At 52.7% G+C, this 12,788-nt stretch carries 10 protein-coding genes; 6 read left to right on the plus strand and 4 right to left on the minus strand.

What is annotated here, in order from left to right:
• Nucleotides 1-358 precede the first annotated feature (358 nt).
• Nucleotides 359-1,255, plus strand: a complete 897-nt coding sequence (locus Q4E40_RS00005) for a transglutaminase domain-containing protein (protein WP_253406019.1) — start codon at nt 359-361, stop codon at nt 1,253-1,255.
• A gap of 124 nt (nt 1,256-1,379) precedes the next feature.
• Nucleotides 1,380-2,546 (plus strand): sigma-54-dependent transcriptional regulator, encoded by a 1,167-nt coding sequence (locus Q4E40_RS00010; RefSeq protein WP_303409340.1) that lies wholly within the window; start codon nt 1,380-1,382, stop codon nt 2,544-2,546.
• A gap of 99 nt (nt 2,547-2,645) precedes the next feature.
• Here the strand turns inward: Q4E40_RS00010 and Q4E40_RS00015 are convergent, their stop codons facing one another.
• Both Q4E40_RS00015 and Q4E40_RS00020 read right to left on the minus strand, forming a co-directional pair.
• Complete coding sequence (locus Q4E40_RS00015; RefSeq protein ID WP_303409341.1) at nt 2,646-3,572, minus strand: zinc-dependent peptidase; 927 nt, start codon at nt 3,570-3,572, stop codon at nt 2,646-2,648.
• Between the two features lie 34 nt (nt 3,573-3,606).
• Entirely contained in the window at nt 3,607-4,602 is a 996-nt protein-coding gene (locus tag Q4E40_RS00020; protein WP_303409342.1) for an acyl transferase, read from the minus strand.
• 74 nt (nt 4,603-4,676) lie between these two features.
• Here Q4E40_RS00020 and Q4E40_RS00025 point away from each other — a divergent pair, with 74 nt between their 5' ends.
• Complete coding sequence (locus Q4E40_RS00025; RefSeq protein ID WP_303409343.1) at nt 4,677-5,291, plus strand: hypothetical protein; 615 nt, start codon at nt 4,677-4,679, stop codon at nt 5,289-5,291.
• A gap of 73 nt (nt 5,292-5,364) precedes the next feature.
• On the opposite strand, the gene Q4E40_RS00030 is transcribed toward Q4E40_RS00025, so the two are convergent.
• Nucleotides 5,365-7,773, minus strand: coding sequence for an alpha-ketoacid dehydrogenase subunit alpha/beta (locus Q4E40_RS00030; protein ID WP_303409344.1), 2,409 nt, complete (start codon nt 7,771-7,773; stop codon nt 5,365-5,367).
• A gap of 116 nt (nt 7,774-7,889) precedes the next feature.
• On the opposite strand from Q4E40_RS00030, the gene Q4E40_RS00035 reads away from it, so the two are divergent.
• The 3 genes from Q4E40_RS00035 (at nt 7,890) to Q4E40_RS00045 (ending at nt 12,233) form a co-directional block, all read left to right on the plus strand.
• Nucleotides 7,890-8,750, plus strand: a complete 861-nt coding sequence (locus Q4E40_RS00035) for a DUF1573 domain-containing protein (protein WP_303409345.1) — start codon at nt 7,890-7,892, stop codon at nt 8,748-8,750.
• A gap of 321 nt (nt 8,751-9,071) precedes the next feature.
• Nucleotides 9,072-10,184, plus strand: coding sequence for an alanine dehydrogenase (gene ald / locus Q4E40_RS00040; RefSeq protein ID WP_303409346.1), 1,113 nt, complete (start codon nt 9,072-9,074; stop codon nt 10,182-10,184).
• 171 nt (nt 10,185-10,355) lie between these two features.
• Nucleotides 10,356-12,233, plus strand: coding sequence for an LTA synthase family protein (locus tag Q4E40_RS00045; protein WP_303409347.1), 1,878 nt, complete (start codon nt 10,356-10,358; stop codon nt 12,231-12,233).
• A 43-nt stretch (nt 12,234-12,276) separates the two neighbouring features.
• On the opposite strand, the gene Q4E40_RS00050 is transcribed toward Q4E40_RS00045, so the two are convergent.
• Nucleotides 12,277-12,729 carry a type I restriction enzyme HsdR N-terminal domain-containing protein gene (locus Q4E40_RS00050; RefSeq protein WP_303409348.1) on the minus strand — a complete coding sequence of 151 codons (453 nt, stop codon included), beginning with the start codon at nt 12,727-12,729 and terminating at the stop codon, nt 12,277-12,279.
• Nucleotides 12,730-12,788 lie beyond the last annotated feature (59 nt).

Genomic DNA, 12,788 nt, shown 5'->3' on the forward strand with positions numbered 1-12,788 from the left:
CAGGTATAGCCGACAGGTATAGCCGACAGGTATAGCCGACAGGTATAGCCGACAGGTATAGCCGACAGGTATAGCCGACAGGTATAGCCGCAAACGACTGACGTCGTTTGCGGCTATTGTTTGAGTGGCATTCATCAGAAGAAAAATTTGGCAATCGTGCACCCTGCCGCTTCAAAATGCGAAGAATTATGTCGATATTAAGGCCATACCTGCACACAGGCGAAAAATTTAAAAATTTCGGGATCAGCAGTGAGTAAAAAGGCCCGGATTTTGCGTTACAGGTATAAGTTAATTTCAGACAATGCACTTATAAAGCCAGAAGGGCTATAGGCGCCAGAAACCACAAAAGCAGGGAATCATGACGCAATTGTTCAAGCTCTCTAATCTGACTACGTTCTTAGTTCGGTTCATCCAGATCATCATCGTGTTCCCGATGGCGGTTCTGATCAGTTTCTACCTACCCCCCATCAGCTTCATCGACTATGAGCTGAACTTCCTGCTGTGCGTCATCCTGGCGGCCATTATCTCGGTCATTGTGACCAGCATTAACAAGAAACTGATCCTGCTGGCTTTCGTGGGCATCATGGGCGCCATGTTCTTCAACAGCACCTTCGACGACTACACCGTAGAGAACCTGTACGCCGACTACAACGCCATGCTGGTGAACATGACCAGCAATTCCAGCAAGGTATCCTACTTCAAACCCGTAAAAGGCACCTATTTCCAGGAACGCCGTGTCAAAAGCGCCATGCAACCCACCCATCCGGCGGTGCGGTCGTTTGCCGTGGAGCATTCCACCCGTTTTTTTCATGACGAGTACTACCGTAAGTATGGCAAAATGGTGCGCTACTTCTCGCTCTTCAAGCATGTGCGCAACAGCTGGCGCTACGTAAACGACCCGCTCGGCCTCGACTACTACTCGCCGCCTACCGAGAGCATCCAGCTGCTGGCCGGCGACTGCGACGACTATGCCATCCTGATGGCCTCTTCTATTATGGCCATTGGCGGCGAGGCCCGCATCGTGATCTCGCCCAACCACATGTATACCGAAGTGAAGATGGGCACCGTGGAGGATCTGGACAAAGTAAGCTATGCTGTTCGCTCGCTTTTCCCGGATGAGGTGACGGGCGGTAAGATCCACTTCCACGAGACCAACGGTGAGCTTTGGATCAACTTCGATTACACGGCCGGTTATCCGGGCGGTCCGTTTCTGGAGCCGGAGCTGTACAGTGTGATCAACTTCACCAACTCCTGAGTCTGGCCTATACCTGACAGGTAGCTAATTTTTTGGATTTACCGTACAAATGCTGCAGCCGCTTGATTAGCGGCTGTTTATTTTCTATACTTACCACTTACAGCATAAAAAGAACGAAACAAACATGCCCAAAATCCTGATTATAGATGACGAACGGGCCATTCGCAGCACCCTGAAAGAAATTCTGGAATTTGAGAACTACACTGTAGACGAAGCCGAAGATGGCCAGAAAGGATTGCAGCACATCGGAAAGACGAAGTACGATGTGGTGCTCTGCGACATCAAAATGCCCGGTATGGATGGAATAGAAGTGCTGGAGAAAGCCATGGAAATGGCCCCTGACACACCTTTCATCATGATATCGGCACACGGCACTATCGACACGGCGGTGGAGGCCACCAAAAAAGGTGCCTACGACTTCCTGCAGAAGCCACCGGATCTGAATCGCCTGCTGGTGTCGGTGCGCAATGCCCTAGACAAGTCGAATTTGGTGACCGAAACCAAGATACTGAAGAAGAAGATATCGAAGACCTACGAAATGGTGGGTACTTCGGAGGCATTGGGCCGCGTGAAGCAGGCCATCGAAAAAGTTGCTCCGACCGATGCCCGCGTACTGATCACAGGGCCGAACGGATCGGGCAAAGAGCTGGTGGCACGTGCCATCCACGAGCACAGCAACCGCGCCAATGGTCCGTTGATTGAGGTAAACTGCGCCGCTATACCCAGCGAGCTCATCGAGAGTGAGTTGTTCGGCCACGAAAAGGGCTCTTTCACCTCGGCTGTAAAGCAGCGTATCGGGAAGTTTGAGCAGGCCAACGGCGGCACGCTCTTCCTGGACGAGGTGGGCGACATGAGCCTGTCGGCGCAGGCCAAGGTGCTGCGCGCCCTGCAGGAGCACAAAATCACCCGCGTGGGCGGCGATAAAGACATACAGGTGGATGTGCGTGTGCTGGCCGCAACAAATAAAAACCTGCTGGAGGAGATCGAAGCCAGGACGTTCCGCGAGGACCTTTACCACCGCCTGGGTGTGATCCTGGTGCATGTGCCGCCGCTGAACGAGCGCCGCGAGGATATACCTGACCTGGTGCAGAAATTCCTGCAGGACATCGCCAACGACTACGGCAACAAGCCCAAGGCCATCACTCCAGATGCACTGGAGTACCTAAAGCAACTCGACTGGCGTGGCAATGTGCGCGAACTGCGCAACGTGGTGGAGCGCCTGGTGATCATGAGTGGCCAGGAGATAACTCTGGAAGATGCCAAGGCCTACGCACGACCGGCTGCGGCTTAAATGCTTTATACCTGTTCTCCATTATTAAACTGTTCTCACTAATGCAAAACGCCCCGGCCTGCTGGCTGGGGCGTTTCTGCTTTATCCCTGTTTTATACCTTAGGCTGCCGCTTTACTCTGTTTCAGCATACAGCAGTTCTTATATTTGTTTCCGCTCCCGCACGGGCAGGGCTCGTTGCGGCCCAGGCGCTTGCCGTAAGGGTTGAGCAGCTCCCGGAAATTGACGCGGAACCTTCTTTTGGGATTCTGCTTGAAAACCTTGGTCAGCAGTTCGTACAGGCGCGGGTGCTTTTCGGCCAGTTGGTCGGGTTTCTCGAAGAAATACTCCGTTACCACTGCAAAGAACTCCGCCTCGCTGGTCGCCGCATAATCGTTTATGTCCGACTTTCCTTTTTCGATCTGGCTGATCTTGCGGTACATGAGTTCTTTCCAGGGTCGCACCAGTTCATCGGGCAGGTACGCTTCCGGCACACCGTCTATCTCCCCATCGGCCTGGTCGAGCATATGGGCAAACTCATGTATACCTACGTTCTTGCGGTCGGCCATGTCATTGAAGCCTTGCTCCAGCGCCGGCTTGGACAAGGTCACGTAATGGTCATTCTGGAATGGATTCACGCGTCCCAGCACCTCCGAAACAGCTTCGTTATCCTCGTTCTTATACCTGTGGATGCTGCCCGGAAACACCAGCACCTCCCCCAGGTTATGGTACTCCCAGTCCTTAAAACCAAAGATCGGGATAATGGCGCTTGAGCCGACCAGCACTTTGGTGGTGTCGTCTACCTCGGTGTCTATACCTGTAATGCGCTTTTCAGACACAAAAAGCAGAAGCATCCGTTCAAAGCGCGCCTTCTCCTCTTCAGTTTTGAGCGTATGATAAAAACCCACCCTGTCCAGCAGAATCTTCCGCCACTCAGCCGGGAAGCCTTTTTTCAGGATTTCCTTTCGGTAGCGTTCCCTGCGGGTGGACCACCTGTAAAACAGCAGGAGCATTCCTGCCACCAGTGCAATAAAAAATATGTAACCCATGGGCAGCTTAAACGGTGAAACGGTGTTTTGGATGTTAGGCGATTAGCAGGTTGCAGCCCCGGATGTCCGAATTATCGAATCGGCCCAATACTTCGAAGGTGCCGTCCGGCTTCAGACGGCCAATGTCTTTTGTCTCGATAAAAGCACAGGAGTCGATGTTGGCCAAGTCGATGATGTTGATGCCGCCAGAGCGTATATCGGGTCGGATATCGAAGGGGTCGTTGAGGTCGCGCAGGAGAACGCGCAAGGTATAGCCCGCATGGAAGAGGCCATCGCCCAGCGAGTAAGCCTGCGACAGGAGTTCCGTCATACCATACTCCGAGTGGATCGCCTCCACGCCGAAACCTTTTTTGAGGTAGGCGTGCAGCTCCTCCCGGATCATCTCCCTTCGTCGCCCTTTCATGCCGCCCGTTTCCATGATGGTCACGCCGCTGAAGTCCTCCTGCCCCTTCAGTTTGTCAGCCCAGTCAAGCAAGGCATAGGACACCCCGATCAGTAGCACTTTCTTTTCTCTTTGCCGGGCTCCTTTTACAGTCTGCAGCAATTGGTCGTGATTTCGGAGGTAGAAGCCCTCCTCCTGCTGCCCGGACTGCTTTATAAAATAATCGACCATGGCCACGAGCGACGAGCCGCCCTGCTCCAGATATGAGGGCAACAGCGCGAGCACCACATAGTCGGTCAGGGGGCCGTAGAACGATTCGAAAATACGCTGTGTGGTGCGCAGGTATAGGTCCAGGCTGGCCACCTGATGGCGGCTGCGGGTCATCTGGGTAGTGCCGCTGCTATAGAAAGTCACTTCCGGCTCAAATGAACCTGTTTTCACCTCGTGGGTTTTGAAAAACTCGATCGGCAGAAAAGGGATGTCCTCCAGTCGGCTTACCTGTTTCGGGTCGCGGCCCAATTGCTGCAGATAATCGCCGTATACCGGATTATGCGCGGCCTGGTGCCTGAATAGTGCCAGGGCAGTTTCTTCAAAATCAAAGGGCTGATCAGCGAGTAAGAGCTGCAGGTGTCGGGCTTTGAAATCCATCCAATTTATTTATAACAATTCCTGTATCTGTTCGTTTGATTTAGTAAATTTAGCTTCATTTTCTGAGATCCCACATGAGATACATGCTAAAGTATGGTGCGGCCTGCTTGCTAATGGTGCTGGCCCTTAGCTCCTGCCGCAAAGAACCTGTCTATGACGTAGTGCCTGAGATTGAATTCAGACGCGTGGAGCAGTACCATTTTGTGGACACCCCTTTCCCTCAGAGACCGGATATCACTTCTTTACGCGATTCGATTGTGTTGGTCATCGGCTTTAAAGACGGGGACGGCAATCTGGGTCTTTCCAGCAACCGGGAGTCGCAGGACTTTCAGCCTCCTTTCAACGAAGGCTCTGAGTTTGAGCAGAACTTTCATACGGTGATGTACATCAAGGCGGAAGACCCGAACAATCCGGGCAGCTTCCGCTTCGAGCCCTACCCTTTCCCGGTACCAGGCTTTCAGTTTTCGGGAAGGTTTCAGCGACTTTCGGCAGACGAGCGCCCGGAAACCCTGGAAGGTGAGATCAAATACAGCATCAACGAGATCAATGCATCAGAATTCCCACTGCTGCAACCCGGCACCGTCATCAAGTTCGATATCTTTATTTACGACCGCACCACTCCTGTGCCCAACCGCAGCAACACCGTGACCACAGACGAAATAACCTTGTTTCAGCCGGCAGGCGAGTAGCAAACAAGTATAAAAACAGCGAGGCCCTGTATCATTTGGTACAGGGCCTCGCTGTTTTATAGCATTGTACACCTTAATAAATCACCGGATAAGCTATCGGATCCGCCTCATGCATAATCTCGTATACCGACTCGAATACATCCTCTGTGTTTGGCTTAGAGAAATAATCGCCGTCCGATGAGTATGGCGGGCGGTGCGCGTGCGCTGAAAGGCACTGCGGCTTGGAGTCCAGGTAGCGCCAGGCGCCCTGCTCGTCCACTACCTGCTGCATCATGTAAGCGGTGGCTCCACCCGGCACGTCCTCGTCGGCGAACAGCACGCGGTTGGTCTTGCGGATCGAGTCAGTGATCGAATGCTCCAGGTCAAACGGCAGAAGCGACTGCACGTCGATCACCTCAGCGGAAATACCAAAGTCCTCCAGTTGGCGGGCAGCTTCCATTACGATGCGGCACATAGAACCGTACGTTACGATGGTAATATCGGTGCCTTCTTTCAGTACCTCCGGCTTACCAAGCGGTACCGTAAGCTCTCCTATATTACTAGGTATACGCTCCTTCAGGCGGTAGCCGTTGAGGCACTCGATCACCAGCGCCGGCTCGTCAGATTTAAGCAGCGTGTTGTAAAAACCTGCCGCCTGTGTCATATCGCGCGGCACCAGCACATGCATACCCCGGATGCTGTTCAGAATCATACCGATTGGGGAACCGGAGTGCCAGATACCTTCGAGGCGGTGTCCGCGGGTACGTACGATCAGAGGCGCCTTCTGGCCACCTTTGGTGCGGTACTGCAAGCAGGCCACGTCGTCAGACAGGATCTGGATCGCATATAATAAGTAGTCGAGGTACTGAATTTCGGTGATCGGGCGCAAACCGCGCAGGGCTGCCCCTATACCTTGACCGATGATGGTACACTCGCGTATACCTGTGTCAGTTACACGCAGCTCACCGTGCTTCTCCTGCAATCCGGCAAAAGCCTGGTTCACATCCCCGATGCGGCCCACGTCCTCGCCGATGGCAAACACGCGCGGGTCACGGGATAGCATGGCATCGAAGCAGGCCTGCAGCACTTCGCGGCCATCCACTTGCGGAGCGTCTTCGGCAAATTCAGGCTTCACTTCCTCTACCAGCAAGGCAGCCTCTTCGGACTGGCTGTATAAATAAGAGTTGAAGCGGTCGGTGTTCTCACCCAAGGTCTGTTCCAGCCAGCCGACTAATTCGCGCTTTGCCTGGTTATTTTCGTCGCGTACGTAGCGCAACACCTTGCGCACAGCCCTCACTGCATCGCTGCGGATGGGCGTTCCGGTTTTGCGTAGCTCCTCCGTGATAGTGGCAATCTCGGTAATATGCTCGCTGGAGGCGGCCAGGTTGTCCATCAGCGTCAGAGCCTCTTCATGGTCAACTTTGATGCCATCTGCAAAGGCGTTCCAGGCAGCACTGCGGGCCTGTCGAACGGCCTCTCTGGCTTCTGCTTCGATCTGATCGAGCTGCTCGGCTGTAGCGACGCCGGCACCCAGCATCCACTCACGCATCTTCAACAGGCAATCGAAGTCGGCTTCCCACGCCAGGCGGTCCTTCGACTTATACCTTTCGTGTGAGCCTGAAGTGGAGTGGCCCTGCGGCTGCGTCATCTCCTCGACATGCACCAGCACCGGCACATGTTCCTCGCGGCATACCTTTACGGCTGCTTCGTAGGTTTCGCAAAGCGCCAGATAATCCCAGCCCTTTACTTTAAATATCTCGTAGCCCTGTTCCTCGCGGCTGTTGCGCTGGAAACCGGCCAGAATCTCTGAAATACTGCCTTTGGTGGTCTGGTACTCAGCCGGCACCGAAATACCGTAGCCATCGTCCCAAACCGACACCAGCATCGGCACCTGCAGCACACCGGCTGCGTTGATCGCCTCGAAGAACATGCCCTCAGAAGTAGAAGCGTTGCCGATGGTGCCGAAAGCCACCTCGTTTCCGTTCACCGAGAACTGCTGCATACCCTGCAGGTCCGGGTTCTGGCGGTAGAGCTTGGAAGCATAGGCCAATCCTACCAGGCGGGGCATTTGCGAGGCGGTAGGCGAAATATCAGAACTGGAGTTTTTCTGCTCCATCAGGTTCTTCCATTTCCCCTCTTCGTCGAGCAGGCGGGTGCCGAAGTGGCCGTTCATGGCGCGGCCGGCTGTGGACGGCTCTGCCTCTACATCGGTATGCGCATATAACTGTGCGAAATATTGCTGGAGCGTCAGTTCACCAATGGCAAACATGAACGTCTGGTCGCGGTAATAGCCGGAGCGAAAATCGCCGTTCTGGAAGAACTTGGCCATGGCCAGCTGGGCTACTTCCTTGCCATCGCCGAAAATACCGAACTTGGCCTTGCCCATAAAAACCTCTTTGCGGCCGGCAAGGCTCGCGTGGCGGCTCTCCCAGGCAATGCGGTAATCATTAAGTATTTCCTGAACGCTTAGTCGTTGAGTTATAGATGCTTCAGCAGTTTGCATGTCTGGTCTGTAAAAGCTAATTGTGGAATTTATGATCAAAAGTACAGAAAATTAGCCTAAAATCAAATTTGAGGCACTGCGCGGGCAGGCACTCTCCTGCACGTAGGCTTGTCTTTTTGCCAAAAGATTTTATATCTTTGTTTGTTTGCTTAATCTCCTTTTTTACAAGTCGCAAAATTTCTTTAATTCGCATTATGAACAGAAAATTTTACTTACTTACCGTGCTTAGCCTGCTGTTGGCCGGTTTTACAGCCCAGGCGCAGGGCGAACTCAAGTTTGAGAAAGAGACCCATGACTTTGGCACATTCGCCGAGGGCGTGATCGCTTCTTACGAGTTTGTAGTGAAGAACGTAGGTGACAAGCCTGTGGTTATAGCCCAGGTACAGCCTTCTTGCGGCTGCACGACACCTGAGTGGACAAAGGACCCGATTATGCCGGGCAAAACGGGCGTGATCAAGGCGATGTACAACAGTAATGGCCGTCCGGGACCGTTCCACAAGTCCATTTCCGTTGTTTCAAATGCCGCTACGCCGAATGCCGTTATCTTCATTAAGGGAGAGGTTGGCCCAAAAGATTTAAAAACTAGCCACACCCCGGAACAAAAAGCAAATTCGCCGCGTTTGGCTGTTGGAACTACTTCACACAGCTTCGGAAAACTTGAAAAAGGACAAAAAGCGGTGGCAAAGTTCACAATCAAAAACACAGGTCGGCAGGACCTGGTGGTGCAGGGCGTGAAGTCAAATTGCAATTGCGTAACCTATAAAGTTTCGCAACCGGCAATAAAACCAGGACAGCAGGCAACTTTGGAACTAACCTATATTCCTACAATGTTAAAGGAGCAAAATGAGGTGGTAACCATCGTTTCAAATGATATCGTAATGCCAGACCTGAAGCTCACGCTGAAGGCAAATGTAGTAGAGAGTCTGGCTCAAAAGAATATGTTAAGGGAGGGCAATCAGCCGGTACCTTTCAGATAGTTTTTTTCATAGTTTTATTTTGTACTAATGGCAGTGATTCTATCACTGCCTTTTTTCATTTTATACCTTTCCATAAAAGTTGGCAGCGGAGTACGATGCAATTTAAGGTCATCCGGATGCTGACTGCCAGGCGCCATCCCAAACAAGCCGCAGTTTAAGGCCTGCACCTCTCCCCTCCGATTTTACAAGGCCCTTTAAATCAGCCGACTGCAGCCGTTCTAACATTGTTCGCACAGGTTTTATGTTTAGCCTTTTATTTCAAGATAGATATGGTATATTTGCGCAGCTTTTCCAATAACTAATACTATAAGAAATAACGACATGATTATTGGTGTTCCAAAGGAAATCAAGAATAACGAAAACCGCGTAGGCGTAACTCCTGCCGGCGTGGTGGAACTGGTGCGCAACGGCCACACCGTGTACGTACAGGCTACTGCCGGTGAAGGCAGCGGTTTTATGGACGAGGACTATGCCCAGGCTGGCGCCACGGTACTGCCGAGCATCGAAGAGGTATACGGCATCGCCGAGATGATCATCAAGGTGAAAGAGCCGATCGAGTCCGAGTACAACCTGATCAAAGAAGACCAGTTGCTGTTCACGTACTTCCACTTTGCTTCTCACGAGCCGCTAACGCACGCGATGATCAAGCAAAAAGCTGTTTGCCTTTCTTACGAAACGGTAGAGCGTGCTGACAGAAGCCTTCCATTGCTGGTGCCTATGTCAGAGGTTGCCGGCCGTATGTCGATTCAGCAAGGAGCCAAGTACCTGGAGAAACCACTGAAAGGCCGTGGTATTCTGTTGGGCGGCGTACCAGGTGTGCGTCCTGCCAAAGTGATGATCCTGGGCGGTGGCATCGTAGGTACCAACGCAGCCAAAATGGCGGCAGGTTTGGGTGCCGATGTGACGATCCTGGACACGAACCTGGCCCGTCTGCGTTACCTGGACGATATCATGCCAGCCAACGTGAAGACACTCATGTCGAACGAATACAACATCCGCGAAATGCTTCCGACGCACGACCTGATCATCGGTGCCGTGCTGATACCGGGTGCAAAGGCCCCTCGCCTGATCTCCCGCGACATGCTGAAGCTTATGAAGCCAGGCACTGTTTTGGTTGACGTTGCTGTTGACCAGGGCGGTTGCATCGAGACCTGTAAGCCAACCACACACGAGAATCCAACTTTCATTATTGATGATGTGGTGCATTACTGCGTGGCCAACATGCCGGGTGCTGTTCCGTTCACGTCTACCCAGGCGTTGACCAACGCGACTCTGCCGTACGCGATCCAGATCGCAAACAAAGGCTGGAAGAAAGCCTGTGCTGACAGCGAAGAGCTGAAAAAAGGCCTGAACGTAGTGCAGGGCAAAGTAGTGTACAAAGGTGTGGCGGAAGCCTTCAACCTGGAGTATACTGAAGTGAATTCTATTCTATAAGCTAGGTATAGCCTGATTTATAAAATGAGCGCCTTCCTGATCTGATCGGGAAGGCGCTCTTGTTTTGGAGCGTTTACCAAAAGCGCACCATTTTCGATATCTTTGTGTTTTAATGCCGGCCTGCCTCAACTTCAGCGGTAGCCCAAATGCCAAGACTCTCTTATCTGACTGATGTTTGACAGTTCATTTCAACTGCTGCTGCGCCGCTTAGGGCTAGTGTTTCTGCTCTATACCTTGCTGCGCGCCATTTTCTTCGTCTTTAACTTCGATCACTTTGCCGAGGCTTCAGCCGGGCAGGTGGCACTGGCTTTCGTGCATGGTCTCCGCTTCGATGTGGCGGCGCTCGTGATCATCAACTCGCTCTTCATACTCCTGTCGCTGCTGCCGCACGGCAATCTGCAGCACCCAAGATACCAGCGAACGCTCCGTTGGCTCTTTGTGCTCACCAACGCGCCTTTCATAGCGCTGGCACTGGTCGATGTAGAGTTCTTCAAGTTCATCGGCAGACGGTCGGGCAACGAGGTACTCACTATAACGGGCGATGTACTGGGGCAACTTGGGCAGCTGGCCAGCTACTACTGGTACATGGGCCTTGTCTTTGCGGGATTGGTCTTCGCCATAACAAAGTTATACCCTACCCCTGCTACTATAACTGAGCGGAGGCCGGTGCTATGGCAGCGCTACCTGCGCCTGCTGCTGGTAGCAGGCTTTGTAGTGCTGGGTATACGGGGCGGCATCCAACTAAAACCGCTGCGTCCGGCCCACGCTTTTGTGCAAGAGCATGCTTCGCTGGGTCACCTGTCGCTTAACACACCTTTTACTTTTATCAAAAGCATTGGCAAAGCCACTATAGAAGCAAAGCACTTTTTTGCCTCGGATGAAGAGCTCCTGACCAATCTGCCGGTAAAGCCAGGCAGGTATGCTAAACCTACCGGAGCGCCGCTTCAGGAAAATGTGGTGCTGATCATCCTGGAAAGTTTTGCCTCGGAATATGTAGGAGCCCTCAATAACGGCGAAGGCTATACCCCGTTCCTGGATTCGCTGGCCGGCGAGGGGCTGCTGTTCCGAAACAGTTTTGCCAATGGCCGTAAATCCATTGAAGCGCTGCCTTCTATCCTGTCGGGCCTGCCCTCGCTCCTGCCCGATCCTTACATCACGTCGCCTTACCAGTCCAACACGATATACAGTGCCGGGCATTTGCTGCGGAGCGCCGGCTATACCACGGCCTTCTTTCATGGCGCGACCAATGGCACGATGGGCTTTAATCAGTATACCCAGATGGCAGGTATACAGCACTATTTTGGTCTGGACGAATACCCTTCGGAACTCCGGGCGGCGCACTTCGATGGCAACTGGGGCATTTTTGACGAGCCCTACCTGCAGTACACGGTGCAGGAGATGAGCAAATTTCAGCAGCCCTTCTTTAGCACAGTTTTCACGCTCAGCTCCCACCAGCCGTATACCGTTCCTGCCCAGTACAAAGGTAAATTCCCGAAAGGCGATCTGGAGATACACGAGTCGGTAGGCTATGCTGATTATGCGCTGCGGGAGTTTTTCAAGACGGCTTCCCAGCAGCCCTGGTACGAAAACACACTGTTTATTCTGGTGGCCGACCATACCCAGAAGAGCATACGGCCGGAGTACCAGAACGAACTGGGCTATCACCGGGTACCACTCCTGCTTTTCCATCCGGCCAAAAAGCTAGAGGCGGATGTGCAAAAGGTCACGCAGCACGCCGATATTTTGCCTACGATGGTGGATTACCTGCAGCTGCCAACCGATAAACTGATGCTCTTCGGACAGTCCGTGCTGGACAGCACTGCTACCGGACATGCGCTACTTTACAATGGCGTCTCGTATTATATGGTACAGCAGGATGGCGTGGCCGAACTGACGGCAAGTGATGAGCTGCGCTTCCACACCTTCCCGGAATTGGCGCCTGCCGCAGAAGCGAATGCGACGCAGGGGCAGCAGTTGAAAGCCTATGTGCAGTACTTCAAAAACAAGATGCTGGCCAACGACCTTTATTTCTGGCTACACAAAGAGTAAGACGCTGCCTGAGCAGCCAGGTATAGCCTGAAAAAAGTAAGCGCTATACCTCCGCTTCAAAAGTAGGTATACCCTGCAAGGGCGTGAACTGACGGGTCTGGAAATCCACTTCCCAGCAATAGTGCTCCAAGCCGTTGGTGATGACCACATAGCGGGCCTGCAGTACCTGGTTGTATACCGACACCTGCTTCACTACTTCCTGGGTAATGGGGATATGCGCGGCTTTGCACTCTACCAGCAGGTAGGGCTTGCCTGATTGGTCGTACACACACATATCGGTGCGTTTCTGCAACTTGTTGTAGGTAGTGCCCCGTTCAATACTAATCAGGCTTTTCGGATAGCGATGCGTGCCAATCAGGAAATGCACAAAATGCTGTCGCACCCATTCTTCCGGCGTCAGCAGCACATATTTGCGGCGTAGCGCATCAAATATCATGACATTAGCGCCAGAATGCTTAATTTTGTAATCAAACATCGGTAGGTTGAGCGTTTCCATAAGGCAATTTACCAATTTTAAAGCCTCCGCCCCAGCAAACACCCTTGCCAAGGCGGCTT

Origin of the sequence: Pontibacter coccineus (assembly GCF_030546575.1) — a bacterium.
GTDB classification, from domain to species: Bacteria; Bacteroidota; Bacteroidia; order Cytophagales; family Hymenobacteraceae; genus Pontibacter; species Pontibacter coccineus.

Coding starts and splice junctions, on each gene's coding strand:
- Q4E40_RS00030 (WP_303409344.1), bottom strand. CDS start 7,773: ATGCAAACTGCTGAAGCATCTATAACTCAACGACTAAGCGTTCAGGAA.
- ald (WP_303409346.1), top strand. CDS start 9,072: ATGATTATTGGTGTTCCAAAGGAAATCAAGAATAACGAAAACCGCGTA.
- Q4E40_RS00045 (WP_303409347.1), top strand. CDS start 10,356: ATGTTTGACAGTTCATTTCAACTGCTGCTGCGCCGCTTAGGGCTAGTG.
- Q4E40_RS00015 (WP_303409341.1), bottom strand. CDS start 3,572: ATGGGTTACATATTTTTTATTGCACTGGTGGCAGGAATGCTCCTGCTG.
- Q4E40_RS00010 (WP_303409340.1), top strand. CDS start 1,380: ATGCCCAAAATCCTGATTATAGATGACGAACGGGCCATTCGCAGCACC.
- Q4E40_RS00020 (WP_303409342.1), bottom strand. CDS start 4,602: ATGGATTTCAAAGCCCGACACCTGCAGCTCTTACTCGCTGATCAGCCC.
- Q4E40_RS00050 (WP_303409348.1), bottom strand. CDS start 12,729: ATGGAAACGCTCAACCTACCGATGTTTGATTACAAAATTAAGCATTCT.
- Q4E40_RS00005 (WP_253406019.1), top strand. CDS start 359: ATGACGCAATTGTTCAAGCTCTCTAATCTGACTACGTTCTTAGTTCGG.
- Q4E40_RS00025 (WP_303409343.1), top strand. CDS start 4,677: ATGAGATACATGCTAAAGTATGGTGCGGCCTGCTTGCTAATGGTGCTG.